We start from the raw sequence: 22852 nt of genomic DNA, 5'->3' as shown, positions 1-22852 counted from the left end.
CATAAGTCGCCGCAGCGGTGCCGCGACCGGTCGGGCTCCGCGTCAAGGGACCGATTGAGCGATGATCCGAATCCTGCTGGCCGAAGACGATCAGGTCATGCGCGAATATCTGACGCGGGCGCTGGAGCGGGCCGGCTATGCCGTCTCGCCCGTCGATCGCGGCACCGCGGCGATCCCGCTGCTGGAGACGGAGCGGTTCGACCTGCTGTTGACCGACATCGTCATGCCCGAGATGGACGGCATCGAACTCGCCCGCCGCGCCGCCGAGATGGTGCCGGGCCTGCGCGTGATGTTCATCACCGGCTTTGCCGCGGTGACGCTGAAGGCGGGGCGCGAGATGCCCAATGCCCGCGTCCTGTCGAAACCCTTCCACTTGCGCGATCTGGTCGCCGAGGTGGATCGGGTGTTCGAGGTCGGCAACGCCAGCGGGCTGAATTGAGGGCCTTCGCGCAATTGACCGCTTGCATGGCCTGAAAAGCCCGGCTAATGGCCCACCTCCGGCGGGCGTGTAGCTCAGTGGTAGAGCACTGTGTTGACATCGCAGGGGTCGCAAGTTCAATCCTTGCCACGCCCACCATCGAAAACCCCGCGAGCCTTTCGGCTCGCGGGGTTTTTGCTATTTGGTCGCTCCGGAACCGCATCCGTCGGCCGTTCGGCACTTTTGATCCATCGCCGCTTTGATCCACGTTGTGCGGCGAAGGCCATCGTGTATGTGCGCCGACAGGACAGCATCGGACGGAGCGATCCTCCGCGCAACCGCTGGCCGCCCGGCGTCATCCTTACGCGAATCGCACGAACCATGGCCGACATCGATCATCACGCTCGCCCATCCGCCGAACCTGTCGCCGCATCCGGACCGCTGCGGCTGATCGCGGATCGTACCGCGGTGCTGGTCGTCGGGCTGGCGGCGGGGTTCGCGGTCGGCCTGTGCTTCGCGCCGGCGCCGGCGCCGGTCGCGGTGCAGCCGGGTAGTGGGGCCGGTGCGTCCACCGCGGTGACCGCTCCCGCCGAAGCGCCGGTGGCCGATCCGCCGGCCGCTGCGCCGCAGGGCATCGACCCGCGCGTCGTCGCCCGCGTCGCCCGGACCGGCAAGATCCATGTCGGCGTCTTCGGCGACAGCTTCGGTATCGGCGTGTGGGATGCACTCTACCGGTTGCTGCCCGAATCCGAAGGCTATCAGGTGCTGCGTTTCGGCCGCGAGGCGACCGGCTTCACCCGCTACCGGGTGATGGACCTCACCGCCCGCGCGAAGGACGAAGTGGCGGCCGATCCGATCGACGTCGCCGTCATCAGCATCGGCGTCAACGACGCGCAGGACATGTGGGAAGGCAAGCTGTACACCTTCATGAGCGATGACTGGAAACGCGTCATCGGCGCGCGGGTCGATGCGTTCGTGGCGGTGGCGCGCTCCACCGGCGCGCAGGTCTATTGGGTCGGCCTGCCGGCGATGCGCGATCCGGCGCTGGATGCGAAGGTGCAGGCGCTCAACACCTTCTTCGCCGCCCGCGCGCATGCACTCGGCGTGCCGTTCATTCCGACGCGCGCGCGGTCGGTGGATGCGGAGGGGCATTATGCCAGCCACCTGCCCGATCCGGTATCGGGTGCGCCGCGGCTGGTGCGCACCGGTGATGGCATCCACATGATCGGCATCGGCTATCAACGGATCGTGCCGGACGTGGTGACCCGCATCCGCGATTACGCGAAACGCGCGTTCGCGGCGGCGCATCGCACGCCCGCCGGCGAGGGGAAGGGCGCATGATCGCCGGCCTGCTGGCGCTCGCCGCGGCACAGGCCGCGACGCCCTGCACGGCCGCCCTGTGCGACGCGGACCGGCTGCGGCCGGTGTTCGCACGACTGGCGGCGGCCCGGCAGGGCGGCGAGCCGGTGCGCATCCTGCAGATCGGCGACAGCCACACCGCGGGCGATCAGGTGACCGGCGCGTGGCGCGCCATCCTGCAGGCGCGCTACGGCAGCGCCGGGCGCGGCATGCTGGCGCCCGGCCGGCCGTATCAGGGCTATCTCACCCGCGGCGTCACCGCGTCGCAATCGCCGGACTGGTCGGTGCGCGGCATCTTCGGTTCGAGTTACTCCTCCGCCTCCACCGTGCCGCTCGGCCTGTCGGGGTATGCGCTCAGCGCTGCTGCGCCCGGCGCGTGGCTGGCGCTGTCGGCGGACACGCCGGCGCAGGCGTTCGACCGGCTGACATTGTGCGGCTGGGCGGCGCCCGGCGCGGGCGCGGTGCAGATGACGGTCGGCGCCACCAGCGTCAGCTGGTCGCTCGATGCGCTGGTGCCACGCCCCGCCTGCCACACCGTCGAAACCAGCGCCGCGACGACGAATGCCGAGGTGAAGGTGACGCGCGGCCCGGTGACGCTGACCTCGTGGACCGTGGAGCGCCGTGCGGCGGGCGGCGTGACGCTGTCCAACCTGGGCGTGGTCGGCGCGCAGCTCGTGCATTTCGAGCGGACCGACGAGCGATTGCTGGCAGCCGAGCTGGCGGTCGCCCGTCCCGACCTGATCGTCGTCGCCTTCGGCACCAACGAGGCGTTCAAGCCCAACTTTTCCGCCGCCGACTACGACGCCACCCTGCAACGCGGCCTCCGCCGCATCCGCCGGCTGGCGCCCGGCGTGCCGATCCTGTTGCTCGGTGCCCCCGACAGCGCGACCAGCATGCCCGCACTCCAGCGTGGCGAGGCGGGTGAGCTGTCGAGCTGTTCCGGGCAGTCGGGCTGGGCGCCGCCCGCGGCGCTGGCACAGGTGCAGGCGATCCAGCGCCGCCGCGCGCACGAACTGGGCATCGCCTATTGGGACTGGGGAACCAGGATGGGTGGCCGCTGCACCGCGGACGGTTGGTCGCGCGCCGGCCGGATGCGCGGCGACCATGTCCATTTCACGCGTCCGGGCGCCGACGTGATCGCAGGCCTGCTCCAGCAGGACCTCGACCTTGCCGCGGGGCTGACGACCCCGTCGACCCCGTCCACCGCGCCCGCCACCATCCAGCCGCTGCCCTGACATGCTGTTCCCGACCCTCGGCTTCGGCCTGTTCTTTCTCGTCGTCTATGCGCTGATCTGGGCGCTCAACGGCTCCAACGAATGGCGCAAGATCGCGCTGCTGATGGCGAGCTGGTTCTTCTACGGTGCGTGGGACGGGCGCTTCGTCGCGCTGCTGTTCGCCTCCGCCGCGGCGAACTGGGCGCTGGCGCGGGGCATCGCGGCAAGCGAAGCTGAGGGGCGGCGGCGCGGGCTGCTGGCGCTGGGCGTGGCCGCCAATCTCGCCGTGCTCGGCTATTTCAAATATGCCGGCTTCTTCTTCGAACAGATGGCGCTCCTGCTGCGCAGCCTCGGCTTCGCGCGCGACCTGCCGCTGATGCAGGTATTGCTGCCGGTCGGCGTCTCCTTCTTCACCTTCCAGGCGATCTCCTATCTGGTCGACGTCCATAAGCGCCGCGTCCCGGCGGCGGGGCTGCTCGACCTGATGCTGCTGATGTCGTTCTTCCCGCATCTCGTCGCCGGGCCGATCGTGCGTGCCTCCGACCTGCTGCCGCAGTTCCGCCACGCGCCGCGGCTGGAACGGGGCGCGGTGGCGGCGGCGCTGCTGCTGATCGTCTGGGGCCTGTTCAAGAAGGCGGTGATCGCCTCCGAACTCGCCGGCAGCCTGGTCGACCCCGCCTTCTTCGATCCCGCCAGCCGCACCGGTTTCGACCTGCTGCTCGGCGCCTATGGCTATGCGGTGCAGATCTACTGCGATTTCTCCGCCTATTCCGACATGGCGATCGGCCTCGCCGCGCTGCTCGGCTATCGCTTCCCGCGCAATTTCGATCAGCCCTACCGGTCGCGCTCGCTGCAGGAATTCTGGCGGCGCTGGCACATCAGCCTGTCGAGCTGGCTGCGCGACTATCTCTACATCCCGCTCGGCGGCAGCCGGCGTGGGCCGGCGCGCACCTATCTCAACCTGTTCCTCACCATGTTCCTCGGCGGATTGTGGCATGGCGCCAATTGGACCTTTCTGGTGTGGGGATCGCTGCACGGGCTGTGGCTGGGGATCGAGCGGTTCTGGGCGCGGCATCGTCCGGCGGGCTGGCCGCTGGCGCCGGCCTGGGTGGCGGGGCTCGTCACCTTCCACATCGTCGTGCTCGGCTGGATCTTCTTCCGCGCGCCGGACATCGCCTCGGCATTCGCCTATCTGCACGCGCTCGCCACCGGCGGCTGGCACAACACTTTGGTGACGCCGCTGTCGCTGGGGCTGGTGGTGATCGGCCTCGCCATCCACTTCGTGCCGCCGAACCTGCTGCCGGCGATCGCGGTACGGGTGCGGCGCTGGCCGGCGCCGGCCGTGGGGATCGCGCTCGGCGCACTGATCCTGATCGTCGATGCGATGCGGCCCGAAGGGGTCGCCCCCTTCATCTATTATCAGTTCTGAGCATGAGGGCCGCATGACGACGGGCGCAGAGCAGGGCGAGATCGCCGAGGTCGGATCGCCGGTGATGGTTCCCGCCGATCCGGCGGTGGACCGGCGCCATGCATGGCGCTGGACGACGATCGCCATCGGCATCGCGGCCGCGCTGCTGGCGCTCTGCAATGCGGTGGCGCTGACCGGCTGGCTCGACGAGCGCACGCCGACGGCCACCACCGAGCGGCTGCGCGCGCCGATCGAGCAGTGGCAGCGGACGACGGCGGCGCTCCACCTCGACGCGCTGCGCACGCGCATGCACCGATGGTGGGACGCCGCCCGCGCCGCGCGCTTCGGCGACGAACATCCCGGCGAACCCGGCGCAGGCTGATGATCCCGCCGCCTGACGGGATAACGGGGGCAGGCCGGCGGCAGCCGGCGCGCGTTAGCGGTAGAAGGTGTGGTCGGCGATCTGCGTCACGCGGGTACGGCCCGGCATGCCGACGCCACCCGAGTGGAAGAACAAGGCGCCGCCGGCGGGGTTGTCGCTGTCGCCTTCCAGCGTGTCGGTGGCGATGCGAACCGCCAGCTCCCAGCGCGCATCGTTGCGCGGCGGGTCATAGGCGTCGATGTCGAAGAACTGGCCGCGCTGGCGGGCGACGCCGCAGGGAGTGGTGGGGAAGCGGCCATCCTGCATGCGGGTGACGATGACCTGGGCGACGGCGACCTGGCCGTCGACGGGCTGGTTGGCCGCCTCGTGCCGGATGACCTTGGCGATACATTCGATCTGGCGGGGGTCGATCGCGGCGTCAGGGGCATCGACGGGGACTGCGGCCGGCGCGGCAGGAAGGGGCTGGATCGTCGGGCCGGAGGACAGGACCGCCGGCATCAGGGTCGGTGCGATCTGCGCACCGATCGGGGCAAGCTGCTGCTCCTGCGGCATGGCCGGGCCGGCGGCGAAGGCCATGTGCGTGCAGAACAAGGCTGCGCCCGCAGCCACGGCCCGCGACAGCAACTTACCGTCGTACTTCGTCATTCATCACATTCACCAATGCGCAAGAGGGCCACGACAAGCGCTGGGTAACGCTTGAAGAAAAGGCTTGCCGTCTTCCTCCCACGTCTCGTCCGGATGCTCGGGCACGGCACGCGGCCGCCCGGTCCAGGACTGAACCGATGCGGCCGCATACGCATCCCGCGGTTCGCCGCCAGTCGGAATCGACCAACCGTTACGCGGCCGGGTCGATCGGAGGCACCGGATGACGGGACTCGTATCGATAGGCGCAGGCGATCACAGGAGACGTTGGCGAGTCGAGACGGGCCGGTTCAGCCCGCTTCGCCGCCCCCGCCGCGCCGCCGCACGTCGACGGAATGCACGCCCGGATGCTTGCCGAGCTGCTTGGCGCCCAGCCCGACATCGGCACGCGAGACGCGCGCAAGCTGGATGGTGTGATCCTCCATGCCGTCCTCGGCCAGAGTCTGGGTCAGGCGCTTGATCTGCCCGCCACGCACGCGCAGCAGGCGTTTCACGTCCTCCGGCGTCAGCGCGTTGCGTTCGGCACGGACGCGCAGCGCATAGCTCTGGATACGGGCGCGATAGGCCTCTTCGATCGGCTTCAACCCGGCGAGGATCACCAGGATGACGACGGTCGCCACGCCGGCGGCGAAATACAGCCCGCCGCCTGCCGCCAGGCCGAGCGCGGCGACGACCCAGATGCTCGCCGCGGTGGTCATGCCGCGGACGGTGTTGCCGCGCAGCAGGATCGCGCCCGCCCCGAGGAAGCCGACCCCCGACACCACCTGCGCCGCGACCCGCGAGGGGTCGAGCACGACATGCGGCGCCTGTGTGGCGTGTTCGAAGCCATAGGCCGACACGATCATCACCAGGCATGCGCCGACGCAGACGAGCATGTGCGTGCGGATCCCGGCCGCCCACAGCAGCCGTTCGCGTTCGAAGCCGATCGCGCTGCCGACCGCTGCGGCGGCGAGCAGGCGAAGAACGATGTCGCCATCCGAGATCATGGCTAGGCAACCCGCGATCCATTCACCGTGTTCCGCCCGCCGGGCAGCGACCATCGTCGCCGATCTGGCGAGTTGCACAGTTAAGGCAATGAAATACCTGCCGATTGTTTCGACTTGTGAGGCTGCAACCCTCGCTTGCGGCCGGGAGTTTTCATGGTCTTATCGAGGAGTTTGTCATGAAACGGTTGATGATCGCGGCGATCTGCTTGGTTGCGACGCCGGCCTATGCGGATCAGCCGGGCCGGGGCTGGATCAGCCAGGCGAAGCTCGGCTCCGCGCTGGCGAAACAGGGGTATCGCATGACCAAGGTCGAGGCCGACGATGGCCATTGGGAAGGCGAGATGACCAAGCGTGGCGCCCTGTACGAATTCCACGCCGATCCGCGCTCGGGCAAGCTGACCAGCGTCAAGCCCAAGCATCACGAGCGGCACTGAGCAGCGCGCCGCTCGCCCGGCTCACCGCGCCGGCTTGGCGATCTCCACGGCATAGACGTGGCCCGGCCCCCACATGTTCGACCGGAATACCAGCCATTTGCCGTCCGGCGTGAAGCTCGCGTTCGGCTCCGAACGATAATCGTGGTTCCTGAGGTCCACGAGTCGTTCGGGGTCGAAGGCGCCCGGCGTGATGAGGTCGGCGCTGTTCGCGGCATGGATGCCCGCGACATCGGGGATGGCGCGGGGCCTGAGCAGCTGGATGTATTTGCCGTCGGGGGCGTGCGCGGCCATCTCGGGATCGCCGCCGTCGCTGGCGAACAGCGCACCGTCGGGCGAGCTGTTGAAATGCACGCCCCAGGCATTGCGGTCGAGGTGATACCAGCGGCGCTTGCCCGTGCCGATGTCATAGCCCGCCACCCAGAAATCCTCGCCGCGCGGGGTCTGCAGGTCGTACCACACGGTCTTGCCGTCGTGGCTCCACCATTCGTGGCCGGCGATCTCCATGTTCATCGTCCGCTTGTGCAGCAGCTTGGGCGTATCCGGCCGGTCGACGCGGACCAGCCATAGCCGGTCGACGACATGCCAATTGCCCTCGTGGCAATAGAGCAGGACGTTGGGGTCGGTCGGCGAGAATTGCAGGTGGTTGAGCCAGTCGGTGGAGGCGGTGATCGTCTTCCTGGCGCCGGTGGCGATGTTGATCGTGAAGATCTCCATCGGGATCTTCATCATCAGCCGCCGGTTGATCTGCACCTCCCGCCCCTCGGCATAGGTCAGCTTCTCGCCATTGGGGCCGGTCTCGCTCGCCGGATCGCGATTGGCCATCACGCTCGATGGACTGACGGCGGCGTTTGCGTCGGTGTTGCGGGCGCCGGCGAACAGCGTTTCGTCGGCGTTGATCGTGGCGATCGAATAGCCGGGCTCCAGCGTCGCGATCCGGCGGCTCTTACCGCTCGCGATGTCATAGCCCATGATCGTGCGCGGCCCGCGTGCCGCGTCCGCGCCGGCGCGCGCCTTGGCGCCCGGTACGAAGGCGGAGTTGGCGTCGTGGCCCTGCGTTTGTTCGAGGGCGGTGAGATAATAGACGGTGCCGGTGCGGTGGCCGACGAATTGCAGGCTGACCTTGCCCGGCACGATCAGTTTCGAACGGAAAGTCTTGAGGTCGAGCGCCATGATGCCGCTCGGCGAGCTATAGGCCATCCAGCGCCCGTCGGGCGTGTAGCTGTTGACGTTGAAATAGTTGCTGCTGCTGCCCGGCTCGTCGGAAATGCGGACGATGCGGTGCCCGGTGGTGGCGTCGATCCATGCTTTGGGCGGCGTCGCCTGCGTATTCGGCTTGGCGGCGAGAACAGGCAGGGCCTGCGCGCCGGCGGGGGCGGGGGTGAGCGCCAGGGCGGCGGCCAGGGTCCACGGGGCGATCCACAGGGCGGTCTTCATCGCGATCCTCTCGTTTCGTCGGGGCGCCGCCACTCGGTTCGTCGCAGCCGTTCGACTTTATGTTTCATATCCTGATGCGATGATCCATAATTTGCCAGTAAAAAACGTCAGCCTTCTTGACACCGACCGCCAAAGCGGACAGTTTCAATTCGCAAGAACCAGTCCCACAATGTGGACGATGGAGGATGTCGATGCCCGGCCCCATGCCAACCCCGCGCGCGCACTCGCTGCTGATCCGTACCTCGCTGCTCGCGCTCGCGGCGGCTGCGACATTGCCCGGCATCGCGGCGGCGCAGACGGCGCCGCAGACCCCGCCGCAGACGGCGCCGCAGACTCCGGCCGCCCCGGTCGACGCGCCCGTCACGCCGGCCGCGGCGCAGCCGGGTGGCCAGACGACCACGACGCAGGATGCCGCCGCCGCGGCGCCGGTCGCCACCGGCGATCAGGGCGAGGACATCGTCGTCACCGGCTTCCGCCGCAGCCTTCAGTCGGCGCTCAGCGTCAAGAAGCAGTCGGCGGGCGTGGTCGATGCGATCAACGCGCAGGACATCGCCGACTTCCCCGACGCGAACCTCGCCGATTCGCTGCAGCGCATCCCCGGCATCTCGATCGAGCGCGACGGCGGCGAGGGGCGCACCGTCACCGTCCGCGGCCTCGGCGGCGATTTCAGCCGCACGCGCTTCAACGGCCTGGAGGCGATCTCCGCCACCACCGGCTCGACGCTCGGCGCCGGCGTCAACCGCGGCCGCAGCTTCGACTTCAGCGTCTTCGCCTCCGAACTGTTCAACTCGATCGTCGTCCGCAAGACCCAGTCGGCCGAGGTCGACGAAGGCTCGCTCGGCGCGACCATCGACCTCCAGACCGGCCGGCCGTTCGACAATCCCGGCTTCCAGGCGGCGATCTCGGCGCAGGGCGCGTACTACGACATCAACAAGAGCACGGCGCCGCGCCTCGTCGGCCTCATCAGCAAGACGTGGGACGATGACCGTTTCGGCCTGCTGCTGTCGGCCGCCTACAACAAGCGCACGGTGCAGGAAGACGCCTATTCCAACACCGCGCTCGCCGATTTCAGCGACGTCAACAACGGCTTCTGCCCGGTGGTGCCGGGATCGCAGACGACGCCGGTCAACCCGCTGGTCGGCACCGCGCCGCGCGCGACGCTCTGCATCCCCGCGCCCGGCGCCGTGCCGGGATCGACGCCGTCGGCCTACAACACCGTCAACCAGCCGGGCGTGTTCGTCGCCAAGTTGCCGGGCTATGGCCGCTTCACCAACCGGCAGGAGCGTCTGGGCCTCACCGGCACCTTCCAGGCGAAGTTGACCGACACCTCGATCATCACCATCGACGGCGCCTATTCGCGTTTCCGCCAGGATCGCAACGACCTCGCCACCAACCCGATCAGCCTCAACCGCGCGAACGGCGCCGCGGCGGCGGGGCTGACCGCGGCACAGCTGTCGGGCCGGCCGAACATGAAGATCCGCGACGCGCAGGTCGATGCGAACGGCTATCTCGTCTACGGCGTGTTCGACGACACCGATTTCTCGGTCACCAACAGCCACGATATCTCGACCACCACCTTCTACCAGGCGGATATCAAGATCGAGCAGCAGCTGGGCGACCGCGGCAAGCTGGAGGTGCTGTACGGCCAGTCGGATTCGGTGTTCGACAATCCCTATTCGCGGCTCGTCACCTTCAGCCGCTTCGACAGCGACGGCTTCGTCTTCGACGCGCGCCAGGATCGCAACCGGCCCTCGCTGCTCTACGGCTTCGACGCGACCAACCCCAATAACTGGCAGTATCAGAACGGCTACGACCAGATCCGCGAATTCACCGCAAAGGTCACCAACCGCCTGCGCAACCTGAAGGTCGACTTCAAATACGACCTCAACGACGAATATACGATCAAGGCCGGCATCGCCGCCAAGCGCTTCAACTTCATCTCCGCCCGCCAGCAGCGCATCGCTTCCACCGCGTCGATCCCGTCGCTGGCGTCGGCGGGGCTGACGATCGCGGACGTCAGCCTGAAGCCGATCACCATCGACACGATCGGTCTGCCGAGCGGTTCATCGAACAGCTTCATCGTTCCCGATATCGACAAGATCATGAGCGCGTTCGGCGTCGACTGCTATTGCGTCAACCAATATGGCGACTTCCGCATCGGCAGCATCGGGACGGGCTCGCAGGGCGACAACCGTTCGGTGATCGAACAGGATATCAGCCCCTATATCCAGCTCGATTTCAAGGTGCCGCTGGGCGACATGACGCTGCGCGGCGATGCCGGCGTGCGCTATGCCAAGACCAACCAGACCTCCAACGGCTTCGTCGGCATCGGCACGGCGTTGCAGGTGAAGCGCGATTACGACGACTGGTTGCCGGCGCTCAACATGGCGCTCGACGTCACCGACCGGGTGACGCTGCGCGTGGCGACCGCGCGCGTGATGTCGCGTCCCTCGCTCGGCTTCCTGACGCCGGGCGGGTCGATCGGCACCGCCAACCCGCCGTTCACCGCGACGGTCGGCAATCCCTACCTCAATCCCTATCGCGCGACCAACATCGACGCGACGGCGGAATGGTATTTCCAGCCCGGCGCGGTGCTGTCGGTCGCCTATTTCCACAAGGACGTCGACAGCTTCGTCCAGCAATTGTCGACGCAGACGACCTATGCCGCCGCCGGCCTGCCGCTGAGCCTGCTCACCGCGTCGCAGGACCCCAATACGCTGACCTCGATCACCTCCTATGCGAATACCAAGGGCGGCAAGATCAATGGCTTCGAGGTGCAGTACCAGCAGCCCTTCACCTTCCTGCCCGGGTTCCTCAAGAACCTCGGTACGCTGCTCAACTACACGCGCATCAAGTCGAACATCAGCTACATCCTGACCACCAACGCCTCCGGCCCGACGCTGATCGCGCCGCTGGTGAACGTGTCGCCCAACGCCGCCAATGCGACGCTCTATTACGAGGACAAGCGCTTCTCGGTGCGCGCCAGCCTCGCCTATCGCGACCAGTATCTGCGCCAGGTGCCGCTGCGGTCCGGGCTCGCCGATACCACGGGCTCCTATTCGACCACGAACCTCGATGCCTCGGCCTCGTACAAGATCGGCGATCACCTGACGCTGACGGTGGACGCGATCAACCTCACCAACCAGCCGACCAGCTATTGGGACGGTGCCGCGCTGCGCGACCAGCAGGTCTACAGCTCCACCGGCCGCCAGTTCTTCATCGGCGCGCGCTACAAGTTCTGATGCCCGTCCGATGTTGGCGACAGGGGCGCGAGCGCCTATCGTCGCCCGCATCGGAAGGAGACATCATGAAGCTCAGCGCGCGCAACCAGATCCCCGGCACCGTCGTCGGCATCACGCCCGGCGCGGTCAACGGGACGATCAAGGTCGATATCGGCAACGGCATCGTCGTCACCTCCAGCATCACCGAAGAGGCGATCGCCGACCTCGCGCTGGCGGAGGGCGATCGCGTCACCGTCGTCGTCAAGGCGAGCGACGTGCTGATCGGCAAGTGACATGCAGGTCGGTGCGCTCAAGCTGAAGCTGCAGCTCGCCTGCGGCGACAGTTTCGCGCTCGGGCCGGGCAAGGCCGACCTGCTCGACGCGATCGCCCGCGACGGATCGATCTCCGCCGCGGGGCGGGCGCTTGGCATGAGCTATCGCCGCGCCTGGCTGCTGGTCGACGAAATGAACCGCTGCTTCGCGATGCCGCTGGTCGAGACGCTGCGTGGCGGCGGCCGTGAGCGCGGCGCGCGCCTGACCGCGGCGGGCACGGCGATGCTCGCCGATTATCGCGAGCTGGAGGCGGTGACCGCCACGGTCGCCGATCACCCCGCCTACCGCCGCCTCGCCGCGGCCCTGCGCGACGTGCCGCTCGATCCGGGCTGAGCGACGAGCCGCTAGTTAAACCCGTCATTGCGAGCGCAGCGAAGCAATCCAGAGCCGGACCAGAACCCCCTGGATTGCTTCGCTGCGCTCGCAATGACGGCGAGGCCGGCGAACCGATAGCCTGCCCGGCGACCGCGCTTCCGCTCGGGACCGCAACCGCACCCTTCGCCTCGCCACCGTCGATCGCAGCTATCCTTGCATCCGCCCCTGTGTATATCACCGGATATAGAGAATCGGCCGAACGGCCCGACAGGGGACCTGCACATGCGTATCGACACGGCCACCGCGATGGCGCTCGCCCTCCTCGCCGCCCCCCCGGCCCTGGCGCAGGAGCGGCAGCGCGACACGTCGCCCCCAGCGGCGGCTACGGACGACGATGCCGTTCCCGACGTGATCGTCACCGCGCGCCTCCGTCCCGAAAGCGCGCAATCGATCCCGACCTCGCTGTCGGTGGTCGACGGGGCCTTGCTCGACCGCAGCTACACGGTGAACACGCAGGGGCTGACGACGCTGATCCCCAGCCTCAACTACAGCTCCGCCAATCCCCGCAACACCGCCTTCACCATTCGCGGCCTGGGATCGAGCGTCGTCGCGGTCAGCCAGTCCAACGACGGGCTGGAGCCGGGCGTCGGCTTCTACGTCGATCAGGTCTACCATGCGCGGCCGGCGACGGCGGCGTTCGACTTCGCCGATGTCGAGCGCGTGGAGGAATTGCGTGGCCCGCAGGGCACGCTGTTCGGCAAGAACACCACCGCAGGCGCGATCAGCATCACCACGCGCGCGCCGAGCTTCACGCCGGAAGGCTTCGCCGAACTCTCCTATGGCGAGCGCAACTTCGTGCAGGCGCGCGGCTGGGTATCGGGGCCGATCAGCGACGCCGTCGCCTATCGCCTGTCGCTCGTCTCCACCCGCCGCGACGGGGTGATCGACAACGTCCGCACCGGGCGCGATGCCAACACGCTCGGCACGCAGGCGGTGCGCGGGCAGCTCTTGTTCAAGCCCGACGATACGATCAGCATGCGGCTGAGCGCCGATATCACCAATTTCCAGGCCTATTGCTGCACGCAGGTCTATTACGGCGTGTCGGCGAGCCGTCGGCCCGTCGCGCGGCAATATGCGGCGCTGGCGGCGGGGATCGGCTATCGCGTGCCGAGCACGAACCCCTACGACCGGGTGACCGATGTCGACGGGCCATTGGGCTCCGACACCAACGAGGGCGGGGTGAGCGCGATCACCGACGTGAAGCTGCCGTTCGGCACGCTGACCTCGGTCACCGCCTGGCGCTTCTGGAACTGGGATGCGGAGAACGACCGCGACTATATCGGCCTGCCCATCCAGCTGTCGCAGCACATCCCATCGCGGCAGGACCAATATAGCCAGGAACTCCGCCTCGCCTCGGACGGCGACCGGGCACTCAGCTATGTCGTCGGCCTCTACGGCTTTCGCCAGCGGATCACCGGGCGGCCGATCAGCATCTACGGCCCCGCCGCTGCCTACTGGTTGATCGGGCCGACCACGGGAGCCAATGCGACGCCGGTGCCCGCCAGCCTGCTCGACGGCTATGGGCAGGACGGCCGCACCGACTTCCGCACCCAGAGCTATGCCGCGTTCGGCGAGGTCAACTGGCGGATCGTGCCGCGCGTCACGCTGACCGGCGGCCTGCGCTACACGCATGAGGACAAGGACGGGTCATACGCCACCACCGTCGCCGGCGGCCTCGCCACGACGAACGCCGCGCTGGTCGCTGCCAAGCTGTCGATCCTGCGCCCGCAAAGCTACACCGCGCACGACAGCGACGGCAGCCTGTCGGGGCGCGGCAACATCGCGTGGCAGATCACCGACGGCGTGCTCGGCTATGCGAGCTATGCGCGCGGCTTCAAGTCGGGCGGCATCAACATGTCGGGCCTGCCGCTCGACAACCAGAACCGTCCGGTGCTCGCCACCGCCGTCGTCCGGCCGGAGCGCAACACGACCTATGAGGTCGGGCTGAAGGCGCAGGGCTGGGATCGCCGGCTCGTCTTCACCATCGACGGCTATTGGACGCAGGTACGCGATTTCCAGGCGACGCTGGTCGATTCCAGCCAGACGGTGGCGCTGCGCGGCTATCTGTCCAACATCCCGCAGGTGACGGTGAAGGGGATCGAGGCGGATGCCAACCTGATCCCGCTGCGCGGGCTGACCATGCGCGCCGGCCTCGCCTATGCCGACGGGCGCTACAGCGACTATCCGGCGGGTCCGTGCCCGCTCGAGGTGCAGACCGCGACGACCGCGGCGTGCGACCTCTCCGGCCGCCGGCTCGCCTCGCTGCCGCGCTTCGCGGTGACCGGGGGGCTCGATTATCGGCGCGGGCCGGTGTTCCTGCACGTCGACACCGCCTCGCGCAGCGGCTTCAACGGCGATCCCAGCCTGTCGCGCGCCACCTATATCCGCGGCTACAACCTCACCAACGCGAACGTCGGCTACCGCTTCGAGGACGGGCTGGAGGTGGCGGTGTTCGCGCGCAACCTGCTTGACGCCGATTACATCCAGAACGTGACGGTGCAGGCGGGCAATTCCGGCCTGATCCTGGCGACGCCCAGCGACCCGCGCACGATCGGCGTGACGCTGCGCTTCAGCAGGTAACGGAGGGACCGACCGCGGCTGCGGTCGGTCCCCGTCATGCCTTCAGCGGGCCGGCGTCGCCGTCGGGGCAGGCGCCGGAGCACCTGCCGCGGGCGGCGGCGGCGGTGCCCGGTCCGGGCCGGCACCCGCCGGCGGCGGCGCTGCGCCATCCGGGCCACCGGGGGGCGGCGGCGGGGGAGGGCCGTCCGGCCCATGACCCCGCGCTCCACCAGGACCACCCGGTCCGCCCGGGCCGTGGGGGCCGCGCGGACCATGGGCGGGGCCGACCGCCTCGACCTGGCCCGACGGGCCGACCAGGAAGTGCGCGCGCAGCTGCCCGTCGTCGTAGCGGCCCTGCACCAGCACTGCCTTGCCCGGCGTCACCGTGCCGGCGCCGTCGCGCCCCGCGTCGATCATCGCTTTGCCGCTGCCGTCCTGCACCACGAAGCGGTCGCCATAGACCTCCACGACGCGGCCCTTCACCGTGACGATGCCGCTGCTCGCCGGCAGCCTGGCGATCGGGGTGGCGATCGTCGGCGCCATCTCGATGCTCGGCCGGGTCAGCGCCACCGCGCCCGCACCGCCCGCCGCGCCGACCGCCAGCAGCACCGCCGCGCCGAGGCCCAGTTGCTGGCGCCGTCCAAAGGGGATCCGTGTCATCTGTCTTCTCCATTTGGTGGTTCGATGAAGCCGATCTACACCCCGGCACCCGATGCCCGCTGAACCGCGCGGTTCAGTTTCGGTTTACGGGCAAGGGCTAGGCGACGGCGATGCGCATCCTGCTTGTCGAGGACGATCACGAACTGGGACCGGCGATCGCCCGCGCGCTGCGCGGCGAACATTGCGCGGTCGACCTCGTCGCCGACGGCGTCGATGCCGGCCACCTCGGCGAAACGGAGGCCTATGACGCGGCGGTGCTCGACCTCGGCCTCGCCGGCAAGGACGGCATCACCGTGCTGCGCGAATGGCGCGCGGCGGGGCGCCAGCTGCCCGTGCTGATCCTCACCGCGCGCGACGGCTGGTCGGACAAGGTGGCAGGCTTCAAGGCGGGGGCCGACGATTACATGGTGAAGCCGTTCCGCGTCGAGGAACTGGTGATGCGGCTGCGCGCCCTCGTCCGCCGTGCCGCCGGCCATGCCCAGCCGGTGCTGACCTGCGGGCGACTGGCCTTCGATACGCAGATCGGCCATTTCGAGCTCGACGGCCTGCCGCTGAAGCTCACCGCCTTCGAATTCCGCGTGCTGTCCGCACTGATGCTCCGCCGCGAGGCGGTGATCGAGCGGCTCGACCTGCTCGAGCGCGTCTACGAAGGCGATGCCGATGTCGATTCGAACAGCCTGGAGGTGATCGTCGGCCGGCTGCGCCGCAAGATCGGCGCGGAGATGATCGAGACGGTGCGCGGCCGCGGCTATCGCCTGACCTGCGGGGCGGGATGAGCGGGCGTACGGGATCGATCCAGCGGCGCATGCTGCTGCTGGCGCTGGTCGCGATCCTCGCCGCCCTCGCCATCGCCGGCTGGGCGATCGCCGGCGTGCTGGAACGGGTGGTGACGGAGGGGATCGATCGCCGGCTCGATGCGCAGATCGCGTTGCTCGCCAGCACGGTGGATCGCGACGGCCGCGTCGATCGCACCGCATTGGCCGACCGGCGCGGCGCGCTGGAGGCGGGGCGCGGCTGGCGGTGGCGGATCGAGGCGCCGGGCGGGACGATCGGCTCGGGCGACTTGCCCGACCTGCACGAAGGTCCGCATCCCCACCCCGAGCCCGATCCCGATCGCGACCGGCACGACGAGGGGCCGGAGGCGCTCGACGGCCGCGACGCCCACGCCCGGCGGGTGACGCTCGCCACCGCCGGCGGCCCGGTGACGTTGACCGCCGCCGCACCGCGCGCGGTGATCGAGCGGCCGCTGCGGGAGGCGCTGGTGCCGTTGCAGGTGGCGCTCGCCATCCTCGGCGTGCTGCTGATCGCCTCCACCTGGATACAATTGCACCTCGGCCTCAGGCCGCTCGCCCGCATGCGCGATGCGGTCGCCGCCATCCGTGCCGGTCGCGCGGAGCGGGTGGACGAGGACCAGCCCGCCGAGCTGCGCGGCCTGGCGATCGAGCTCAACGCCCTCGCCGCCGATCGCACCGCGGCGCTGGCCACCGCGCGCCAGTCCGCCGCCAATCTCGCGCATGCGCTGAAGACGCCGGTGGCCACGCTGGCGCTGGCGGTGCGCGACGATCCTGCGGCGGCGGGGCAGGTCGCGCGGATCGATGCGACGATCCGCCACCATCTCGGTCGCGCGCGGGCGGGGGCGGCCGATACGCGTGCCGGCACCCGCGTCGCGCCCGCGGTCGCCGATCTCGTCGCCGCGATCGGCCGGCTGCACGCCGACAGCGGCGTCGCCATCGGGCAGACGGTGGCGGGCGATCCCGTCGCCGCACTCGATGCGCAGGACTTCGACGAACTGCTCGGCAACCTGCTCGACAATGCCGCACGCCACGCGACAGCGCAGGTCACCGTATCGGTGGCGCCGGCGGCGGACGCGCGCTGGCTCGATCTGGTCGTCGCCGATGACGGCGCCGGCATCGCCCCCGAAGAGCGCGAACGCGCCACCCGGCCCGGCGTGCGGCTCGACGAGCGCGGCGAGGGCCATGGCTTCGGCCTCGCCATCGTCCGCGAACTCGCCGAACTGCATGGCGGCCGCCTCGCGCTCGCCGAGCGGCAGGGCGGCGGATTGGAAGCACGCGTCACCCTGCCGGCACGGCACCAAAGCGGCGCCCGCGCGTAACGCGTCCTCCCAGTCGCTTGCCAGGAGGCCGCCATGAGCAACCCCGCGCTGTTCCAACCCGTTAGCGTCGGCGGACTGACGCTGCCCAACCGCATCGTCATCGCGCCGATGTGCCAATATTCCGCCGAGAACGGCTGCATGACCGATTGGCACCTGATCCACCTCGGCCATCTCGCGCTGTCGGGTGCCGGGCTGCTGACGATCGAGGCGACCGCCGTCGTGCCGGAGGGGCGGATCACCTATGCCGACGTCGGCCTGTGGGACGAGGCGACCGAGGCGGCGATGGCGCGCGTGGTGGAGGCGATCCGCCGCCATTCCGACATGCCGATCGCGATCCAGCTCGCCCATGCGGGCCGCAAGGCGTCGACCGACCTGCCGTGGCACGGCGGCAAGCAGATCGCGCCGGATCACGCCGATGGCTGGCAGACGGTCGCGCCCTCGCCGCTGCCGTTCGCCGAGGGCGAGAACGCGCCGACCCAATTGGCGATCGACGACCTCGCGACGCTGCGCGACGCCTTCGCCGAATCGGCGCGGCGGGCGGCGCGGCTCGGCATCGATGCGGTGCAGATCCACGGCGCGCACGGCTATCTGCTGCACCAGTTCCTGTCGCCGCTCTCCAATCGGCGCGACGACGATTACGGCGGCAGCCTCGAAAACCGCATGCGCTTCCCGCTAGAGGTGTTCGACGCGGTGCGGGCGGCCTTTCCGGCGGATCGCCCGGTGACGATGCGCGTGTCGGGCAGCGACTGGGTGGAGGGTGGCTGGGACGCCGAACAGACCGTCGCCTTCGCCCGCGCGCTGGAGGCGCGGGGCTGCGCGGCGATCCACGTGTCGAGCGGCGGCCTCGATCCGCGCCAATCGATCCCGGTCGGCCCCAGCTATCAGGTGCCGCTCGCGCGCGCGGTGAAGCAGGGCTGCGGCCTGCCGGTCGTGGCGGTCGGCCTCATCACCGATTACGAGCAGGCCGAGGCGATCGTCGGCACGGGCGATGCCGACATGATCGCGCTCGCCCGCACCATCCTCTACGAACCGCGCTGGCCGTGGCACGCCGCGGCGCATCTCGGCGCGCGGGTCAAGGCACCGGACCAGTACCTGCGCTCGCAGCCGCGCCGATACCGCGACCTGTTCGACGTGTGATCCATTTGTCGGACTAGACGGCGCGGCCCGGACGGGGGATGTAGCGCGACGAATTCGAGAGGAGCGCTGCCATGACCGATCACAACGTGCGAACCGTCCTGCCCGTCCAGGCGACGCTGGGCGAGGGGCCGGTGTGGATCGGCAGCGATGCGGCGCTGTGGTTCGTCGACATCAAGCAGCGCCACGTCCACCGTTTCGATCCCGCCGGTGGCGCGGCGCAGCGCTGGGATGCACCCGATCAGGTCGGCTGGGTGCTGCCCGCGGCCGACGGTGGGCTGATCGCGGGGCTGAAGACCGGCCTGCACCGCTTCGATCCCGCCGACGGCCGCTTCACCTTCGTCGCGCAGCCGGAGGGGCATCCGCAGGGCAACCGGCTCAACGATGCGGCGACCGACAGCGCCGGGCGCGTTTGGTTCGGGACGATGGACGATGCCGAGAGCGAGGCCAGCGGCCGGCTGTTCCGCTTCGGGGGCGGCGCGGTCGCGGACAGCGGCCTTGCCCCGGTGTGCATCACCAACGGCCCGGCGATCCACGGGCCGAGCGCGACGCTCTACCACACCGACACCCTCGGCAAGACGGTGTGGCGCGCGACGATCCGCGACGACGGCACGCTGGGGCCGGAGGAACGCTTCGTGACGATCGAGGACGGCGCCGGCTATCCGGATGGCTCGGTGGTCGATGCGGAAGGCTGCGTCTGGATCGCGCTCTGGGGCGGATGGGGCGTGCGCCGCTACGATCCGGCGGGCAAGCTGATCGGTACCGTCACGCTGCCGGCATCCAACATCACCAAGATCGCCTTCGGCGGCGCCGACTTGCGCACCGCCTACGCGACCAGCGCCCGCAAGGGCCTGGACGCCGCGGCCTTGGCGGAACAGCCGGAGGCGGGCAACCTCTTCGCCTTCGACCCCGGCGTTGCCGGCCTGCCGGTGACCCCGGTGGCGATCTGAAGCCTCCCTGCGCCAGCGGGTAAACATCCACGAGCCCGACCCGTCTTGCGTGTCTCCGTTACCGCTGCGCCGTGCCACTTCGCGCAGTGAGGGAGGAACTGTCAGTCCTCCCCCGCGAAGCGGGGAGGGGGACCGCTCGCCGAAGGCGAGTGGTGGAGGGGGCGGTTCCGCGAGCACGGCGTTCGCCGCATACCTCCCCCTCCGTCACCGCTGCGCGGCGCCACCTCCCCCTGGCGGGGGAGGAATTTCAGTCCTCAGCCGCCAGGAGGAGGGCGGGGAAGGCCGATCCTGCCGGGCGTAGCGGGCGCGACCGCCCGCCGTTACCGCGGGCTCGCCTCGCGCCGGCCGTCGACCCGCCGCGCGATGCCCCACGCATTGTCGTCACCCAGCCCCGCCGGCAGCAGCGCTGCGCCGAGGTTCTGGAAACACACCGGCCGCAGGAAACGGGCGATGGCGAGCGTGCCGACCGAGGTCGTGCGCCCGTCGCTGGTCGCGGGGAAGGGGCCGCCGTGGACCATCGCCGGTGCCACCTCGACCCCCGTCGGCCAGCCGTTGGCGAGGATGCGGCCGACGCGGCGCGCGATCACCGGCACCAGCTTCGCCGCATCGGCTTCGTCGGCGGCGTCCATCTGCAGCGTCGCGGTCAGCTGCCCTTCCAGCCCGGCGATCACCGCCGCGATCTCGGCCATGTCGCGGCAGCGCACCACCACCGACGACGAACCGAACACCTCGTGGCTCAGCGCGGTATCGGCGAGGAACGCCTGCGCATCGGTCTGGAAGATCGCGCCGACGGCCTGGTTGACGCCGTCGCCCACCTTGCCGCGCGCGACGGTGTGCACCGCATCATGGCTGGCGAGCGCATCGACGCCCTGCTCGAAGCTCGCGTGGATGCCCGGCGTCAGCATCGTGATCGGCTGGCTGTCGGTCAGCGCCGCCGCGGCGGCGGTGACGAAGGCATCGAGGTCGGGGCCGTCGATCGCCAGCACCAGTCCGGGATTGGTGCAGAACTGGCCCGCACCCATAGTCAGCGAGGCGACGAATTCGCGCCCCAGCGTCTCGCCCCGCGCGGCGAGCGCGGCGGGGAAGAGGACCACGGGGTTGATGCTCGACATTTCGGCATAGACGGGGATCGGCTCGGCCCGCTCGGACGCGATGCGGACCAGCGCCAGCCCGCCGCCGCGCGATCCGGTGAAGCCCACCGCCTGGATGCGCGGGTCGGACACCAGCGCAGCGCCCAATTCGTTGGTTTCGCCGGGCAGGTAGGAGAACACGCCCTCGGGCAGGCCCGCGGCCTTCACCGCCGCCTGGATGGCGCGGGCGACGAGTTCGCCGGTGCCGGGATGCGCGGGATGACCCTTCACCACCACCGGACAGCCGGCGGCGAGCGCCGAGGCGGTGTCGCCGCCCGCCACCGAAAAGGCGAGCGGGAAGTTGGAGGCGCCGAACACCGCCACCGGCCCCACGGCCAGGTTGATACGGCGCAGGTCCGGGCGCGGCAGCGGCGCGCGATCGGGCAGGGCCGGATCGATCGTCGCATCGAGGAAGTCGCCCTGGCGCACGACGCCGGCGAACAGCTTGAGCTGGCCGACGGTGCGGCCGCGCTCGCCCTCCAGCCGCGCGCGCGGCAGGCCGCTCTCGGCCATCGCGCGTTCGATCAGCGGGTCGCCGATCGCCACGATATTGTCGGCGATCGCCTCCAGGAAGGCGGCGCGCGTCGCCGGGTCGGTCGCGGCATAGATCGGGAAGGCGGCGTCGGCGAGCGCGCAGGCCTCGGCCACCGCATCGGTGTCGGCCGAGGAGAAGTCGGGGGTCAGCGTCTCGCCGCTGGCGGGGTTCACCGCGGTGAAGCGGTTCGCGGCCTGGCGTGCTTCGCCGCCGATCAGCAGGGCGCCGTCGATCATGTCTCAACCTCTCTCGGGGAAAATGTCTGACCAATAGTAGGCGCTGGCGCGCGAGGTGCCAAGGGGCTCTGCCCGCCGCGGCGGGCTGGCGGCCTATCCTTCGGGCTGCTCCGCTGCCTCGCCGTCGGTGGCATGCGGGTCGAGGTCCCACACCGCCGCGACCTCTTCCACCGCCTTGCGCGCGATGCCGTCGAGCGGCTCCGGGCAATAGGCCTGCACGTCCCAATTATGCCCGATTCCGCCGCCGCCTGTATCGGCAAGGGTCGGCAACATGAATTCGATCTTCGCCCCCTCGCTGTCCATCGACAGTCGCAGTGCCGCCTGGTTGAGTTCGTCGCGCAGGGCGGCAGGACCGAGGGTGGGGCGGCTCATCGGGGCATCGCGGGGGTCATGGGCAGGCGTCTCCTGACCATGATCCAAGCGCGGCAGCGGCCGGATCGTTCCCGCTCCGGCCCGATCGCGATCACAGGAAGGGGCGTCCGCCGGTGACCGGGATCGTCGCGCCGGTGATGTAGCTCGCCTCGTCGCTCGCCAGCAGCACATAGGCGGGCGCCAGTTCCGCCGGTTGCGCGGCGCGGCCGAGCGGCGTGTTCTGGCCGAAGGTCTTGACCGCCTCGGGCGGCATGGTCGACGGGATCAGCGGCGTCCACACCGGTCCCGGCGCCACCGCGTTGACGCGGATCTTGCGATCGGCGAGCATCTGGGCGAGGCCGGCGGTGAAATTGTAGATCGCACCCTTGGTGGTCGCATAGGCGAGCAGCTGCTGGCTCGGATCCTGCGCGTTGATCGAGGTGGTGTTGATGATCGATGCGCCTTCGCCCATGTGCGCGACGGCCGCCTTGGCAAGATAGAACATCGCATGGATGTTGGTGGCGAAGGTCAGCTGCCATTCGTCGTCGGGAATGTCCTCCAGCTTGTCGAACGTCCGCTGGTGCGCGGCATTGTTGACCAGCACGTCGATCCGCCCGAAGGCTGCGGCCGCCTGGTCGATGACGTTGCGGCAATGCGCCGCGTCAGACAGGTCGCCCGGCACCAGCAACGCGCGCCGCCCCGCCTGTTCGACCAGCGCCTGCGTCTCGGCGGCATCGTCATGCTCGTCGAGATAGGCGATCAGCACGTCGGCGCCTTCCCGCGCGAAGGCGAGCGCCACCGCGCGGCCGATGCCGCTGTCGCCCCCGGTGACGATGGTCGCCTTGCCAGTCAGCTTGCCGGACCCGGTGTAGCTCGTCTCGCCATGGTCCGGGCGCGGATCCATGGCATCGGTGCGGCCGGGAATGGCCTGCTGCTGCTCGGGATAGGGCGGGGTGGGGCGATCGGTCATGGCAAGCT

The 22852-nt window shown here is 69.7% G+C and carries 21 protein-coding genes and 1 tRNA gene; 15 read left to right on the top strand and 7 right to left on the bottom strand.

The features are described 5' to 3' along the window. Window positions 1-61 precede the first annotated feature (61 nt). From cpdR to ACTZQ5_RS01225, 6 genes are all read left to right on the top strand, one after another. Entirely contained in the window at window positions 62-439 is a 378-nt protein-coding gene (gene cpdR / locus ACTZQ5_RS01250) for a cell cycle two-component system response regulator CpdR (protein WP_443583334.1), read from the top strand. Window positions 440-502: 63 nt separating this feature from the next. Next, window positions 503-577 (top strand) — tRNA-Val (locus tag ACTZQ5_RS01245). A 222-nt stretch (window positions 578-799) separates the two neighbouring features. Beyond that, entirely contained in the window at window positions 800-1759 is a 960-nt protein-coding gene (locus ACTZQ5_RS01240; RefSeq protein ID WP_443583333.1) for an SGNH/GDSL hydrolase family protein, read from the top strand. Next, the gene (locus tag ACTZQ5_RS01235) at window positions 1756-3012 is read left to right on the top strand and encodes a GDSL-type esterase/lipase family protein (RefSeq protein WP_443583332.1); all 1257 of its coding nucleotides are present in this window, start codon (window positions 1756-1758) and stop codon (window positions 3010-3012) included. The genes ACTZQ5_RS01240 and ACTZQ5_RS01235 overlap by 4 nt, the downstream gene beginning before the upstream one ends. Before the next feature lies 1 nt (window position 3013). Further along, window positions 3014-4420 (top strand): MBOAT family O-acyltransferase, encoded by a 1407-nt coding sequence (locus ACTZQ5_RS01230; protein WP_443583331.1) that lies wholly within the window; start codon window positions 3014-3016, stop codon window positions 4418-4420. A gap of 13 nt (window positions 4421-4433) precedes the next feature. Beyond that, the gene (locus ACTZQ5_RS01225) at window positions 4434-4781 is read left to right on the top strand and encodes a hypothetical protein (RefSeq protein ID WP_443583330.1); all 348 of its coding nucleotides are present in this window, start codon (window positions 4434-4436) and stop codon (window positions 4779-4781) included. A 54-nt stretch (window positions 4782-4835) separates the two neighbouring features. On the opposite strand, the gene ACTZQ5_RS01220 is transcribed toward ACTZQ5_RS01225, so the two are convergent. Together ACTZQ5_RS01220 and ACTZQ5_RS01215 are read right to left on the bottom strand one after the other, a co-directional pair. Next, entirely contained in the window at window positions 4836-5426 is a 591-nt protein-coding gene (locus tag ACTZQ5_RS01220; protein WP_443583329.1) for a cell wall hydrolase, read from the bottom strand. Window positions 5427-5713: 287 nt separating this feature from the next. Continuing rightward, window positions 5714-6409, bottom strand: coding sequence for an MgtC/SapB family protein (locus ACTZQ5_RS01215; RefSeq protein WP_443583328.1), 696 nt, complete (start codon window positions 6407-6409; stop codon window positions 5714-5716). Between the two features lie 176 nt (window positions 6410-6585). Here ACTZQ5_RS01215 and ACTZQ5_RS01210 point away from each other — a divergent pair, with 176 nt between their 5' ends. After that, window positions 6586-6843 (top strand): PepSY domain-containing protein, encoded by a 258-nt coding sequence (locus ACTZQ5_RS01210; protein WP_443583327.1) that lies wholly within the window; start codon window positions 6586-6588, stop codon window positions 6841-6843. A 21-nt stretch (window positions 6844-6864) separates the two neighbouring features. Here the strand turns inward: ACTZQ5_RS01210 and ACTZQ5_RS01205 are convergent, their stop codons facing one another. Continuing rightward, window positions 6865-8277 (bottom strand): oligogalacturonate lyase family protein, encoded by a 1413-nt coding sequence (locus ACTZQ5_RS01205; protein ID WP_443583326.1) that lies wholly within the window; start codon window positions 8275-8277, stop codon window positions 6865-6867. Window positions 8278-8480: 203 nt separating this feature from the next. On the opposite strand from ACTZQ5_RS01205, the gene ACTZQ5_RS01200 reads away from it, so the two are divergent. The 4 genes from ACTZQ5_RS01200 to ACTZQ5_RS01185 all read left to right on the top strand — a co-directional run bounded on the left by ACTZQ5_RS01200 (window position 8481) and on the right by ACTZQ5_RS01185 (window position 14786). Then, window positions 8481-11519 (top strand): TonB-dependent receptor, encoded by a 3039-nt coding sequence (locus tag ACTZQ5_RS01200; RefSeq protein ID WP_443583325.1) that lies wholly within the window; start codon window positions 8481-8483, stop codon window positions 11517-11519. Between the two features lie 65 nt (window positions 11520-11584). After that, entirely contained in the window at window positions 11585-11791 is a 207-nt protein-coding gene (locus ACTZQ5_RS01195; protein ID WP_443583324.1) for a TOBE domain-containing protein, read from the top strand. A 1-nt stretch (window position 11792) separates the two neighbouring features. Beyond that, on the top strand, window positions 11793-12164 hold the full coding sequence (locus tag ACTZQ5_RS01190; protein ID WP_443583323.1) for a winged helix-turn-helix domain-containing protein: 372 nt from the start codon (window positions 11793-11795) through the stop codon (window positions 12162-12164). Window positions 12165-12428: 264 nt separating this feature from the next. Further along, entirely contained in the window at window positions 12429-14786 is a 2358-nt protein-coding gene (locus tag ACTZQ5_RS01185) for a TonB-dependent receptor (protein ID WP_443583322.1), read from the top strand. Window positions 14787-14828: 42 nt separating this feature from the next. Here ACTZQ5_RS01185 and ACTZQ5_RS01180 read toward each other — a convergent pair whose 3' ends face one another. Then, window positions 14829-15425, bottom strand: a complete 597-nt coding sequence (locus tag ACTZQ5_RS01180) for a hypothetical protein (protein WP_443583321.1) — start codon at window positions 15423-15425, stop codon at window positions 14829-14831. A gap of 110 nt (window positions 15426-15535) precedes the next feature. On the opposite strand from ACTZQ5_RS01180, the gene ACTZQ5_RS01175 reads away from it, so the two are divergent. From ACTZQ5_RS01175 to ACTZQ5_RS01160, 4 genes are all read left to right on the top strand, one after another. After that, window positions 15536-16201 (top strand): response regulator, encoded by a 666-nt coding sequence (locus tag ACTZQ5_RS01175; RefSeq protein WP_443583320.1) that lies wholly within the window; start codon window positions 15536-15538, stop codon window positions 16199-16201. Further along, a complete protein-coding gene (locus ACTZQ5_RS01170) occupies window positions 16198-17538 on the top strand; it encodes a sensor histidine kinase (protein WP_443583319.1) in 1341 nt (446 codons plus the stop codon). Before ACTZQ5_RS01175 ends, ACTZQ5_RS01170 begins: the two co-directional genes overlap by 4 nt. A 33-nt stretch (window positions 17539-17571) precedes the next feature. After that, window positions 17572-18675, top strand: a complete 1104-nt coding sequence (locus ACTZQ5_RS01165) for an NADH:flavin oxidoreductase/NADH oxidase (RefSeq protein WP_443583318.1) — start codon at window positions 17572-17574, stop codon at window positions 18673-18675. Window positions 18676-18746: 71 nt separating this feature from the next. After that, window positions 18747-19622 carry an SMP-30/gluconolactonase/LRE family protein gene (locus ACTZQ5_RS01160; RefSeq protein ID WP_443583317.1) on the top strand — a complete coding sequence of 292 codons (876 nt, stop codon included), beginning with the start codon at window positions 18747-18749 and terminating at the stop codon, window positions 19620-19622. A 320-nt stretch (window positions 19623-19942) separates the two neighbouring features. Here the strand turns inward: ACTZQ5_RS01160 and ACTZQ5_RS01155 are convergent, their stop codons facing one another. From ACTZQ5_RS01155 to ACTZQ5_RS01145, 3 genes are all read right to left on the bottom strand, one after another. Beyond that, window positions 19943-21523 (bottom strand): aldehyde dehydrogenase (NADP(+)), encoded by a 1581-nt coding sequence (locus tag ACTZQ5_RS01155; protein WP_443583316.1) that lies wholly within the window; start codon window positions 21521-21523, stop codon window positions 19943-19945. 93 nt (window positions 21524-21616) lie between these two features. Then, a complete protein-coding gene (locus ACTZQ5_RS01150; RefSeq protein ID WP_443583315.1) occupies window positions 21617-21895 on the bottom strand; it encodes a hypothetical protein in 279 nt (92 codons plus the stop codon). 91 nt (window positions 21896-21986) lie between these two features. Beyond that, entirely contained in the window at window positions 21987-22844 is an 858-nt protein-coding gene (locus ACTZQ5_RS01145) for a glucose 1-dehydrogenase (RefSeq protein ID WP_443583314.1), read from the bottom strand. Between the last annotated feature and the right edge of the window lie 8 nt (window positions 22845-22852).

Origin of the sequence: Sphingomonas cellulosilytica, assembly GCF_052321755.1 — a bacterium.
Lineage (GTDB): Bacteria > Pseudomonadota > Alphaproteobacteria > Sphingomonadales > Sphingomonadaceae > Sphingomonas.
Note: the sequence above shows the minus strand (reverse complement) of the source record. Positions and strands in the feature narration are given on the sequence as shown.

Bases quoted from the DNA above. Each gene is read 5' to 3' on its own strand.
- cpdR (WP_443583334.1), top strand. From the start codon at position 62: ATGATCCGAATCCTGCTGGCCGAAGACGATCAGGTCATGCGCGAATAT.
- ACTZQ5_RS01220 (WP_443583329.1), bottom strand. From the start codon at position 5,426: ATGACGAAGTACGACGGTAAGTTGCTGTCGCGGGCCGTGGCTGCGGGC.
- ACTZQ5_RS01180 (WP_443583321.1), bottom strand. From the start codon at position 15,425: ATGACACGGATCCCCTTTGGACGGCGCCAGCAACTGGGCCTCGGCGCG.
- ACTZQ5_RS01170 (WP_443583319.1), top strand. From the start codon at position 16,198: ATGAGCGGGCGTACGGGATCGATCCAGCGGCGCATGCTGCTGCTGGCG.
- ACTZQ5_RS01150 (WP_443583315.1), bottom strand. From the start codon at position 21,895: ATGAGCCGCCCCACCCTCGGTCCTGCCGCCCTGCGCGACGAACTCAAC.
- ACTZQ5_RS01165 (WP_443583318.1), top strand. From the start codon at position 17,572: ATGAGCAACCCCGCGCTGTTCCAACCCGTTAGCGTCGGCGGACTGACG.
- ACTZQ5_RS01225 (WP_443583330.1), top strand. From the start codon at position 4,434: ATGACGACGGGCGCAGAGCAGGGCGAGATCGCCGAGGTCGGATCGCCG.
- ACTZQ5_RS01185 (WP_443583322.1), top strand. From the start codon at position 12,429: ATGCGTATCGACACGGCCACCGCGATGGCGCTCGCCCTCCTCGCCGCC.
- ACTZQ5_RS01240 (WP_443583333.1), top strand. From the start codon at position 800: ATGGCCGACATCGATCATCACGCTCGCCCATCCGCCGAACCTGTCGCC.
- ACTZQ5_RS01155 (WP_443583316.1), bottom strand. From the start codon at position 21,523: ATGATCGACGGCGCCCTGCTGATCGGCGGCGAAGCACGCCAGGCCGCG.
- ACTZQ5_RS01190 (WP_443583323.1), top strand. From the start codon at position 11,793: ATGCAGGTCGGTGCGCTCAAGCTGAAGCTGCAGCTCGCCTGCGGCGAC.
- ACTZQ5_RS01205 (WP_443583326.1), bottom strand. From the start codon at position 8,277: ATGAAGACCGCCCTGTGGATCGCCCCGTGGACCCTGGCCGCCGCCCTG.
- ACTZQ5_RS01210 (WP_443583327.1), top strand. From the start codon at position 6,586: ATGAAACGGTTGATGATCGCGGCGATCTGCTTGGTTGCGACGCCGGCC.
- ACTZQ5_RS01145 (WP_443583314.1), bottom strand. From the start codon at position 22,844: ATGACCGATCGCCCCACCCCGCCCTATCCCGAGCAGCAGCAGGCCATT.
- ACTZQ5_RS01175 (WP_443583320.1), top strand. From the start codon at position 15,536: ATGCGCATCCTGCTTGTCGAGGACGATCACGAACTGGGACCGGCGATC.
- ACTZQ5_RS01195 (WP_443583324.1), top strand. From the start codon at position 11,585: ATGAAGCTCAGCGCGCGCAACCAGATCCCCGGCACCGTCGTCGGCATC.
- ACTZQ5_RS01215 (WP_443583328.1), bottom strand. From the start codon at position 6,409: ATGATCTCGGATGGCGACATCGTTCTTCGCCTGCTCGCCGCCGCAGCG.
- ACTZQ5_RS01160 (WP_443583317.1), top strand. From the start codon at position 18,747: ATGACCGATCACAACGTGCGAACCGTCCTGCCCGTCCAGGCGACGCTG.
- ACTZQ5_RS01200 (WP_443583325.1), top strand. From the start codon at position 8,481: ATGCCAACCCCGCGCGCGCACTCGCTGCTGATCCGTACCTCGCTGCTC.
- ACTZQ5_RS01230 (WP_443583331.1), top strand. From the start codon at position 3,014: ATGCTGTTCCCGACCCTCGGCTTCGGCCTGTTCTTTCTCGTCGTCTAT.
- ACTZQ5_RS01235 (WP_443583332.1), top strand. From the start codon at position 1,756: ATGATCGCCGGCCTGCTGGCGCTCGCCGCGGCACAGGCCGCGACGCCC.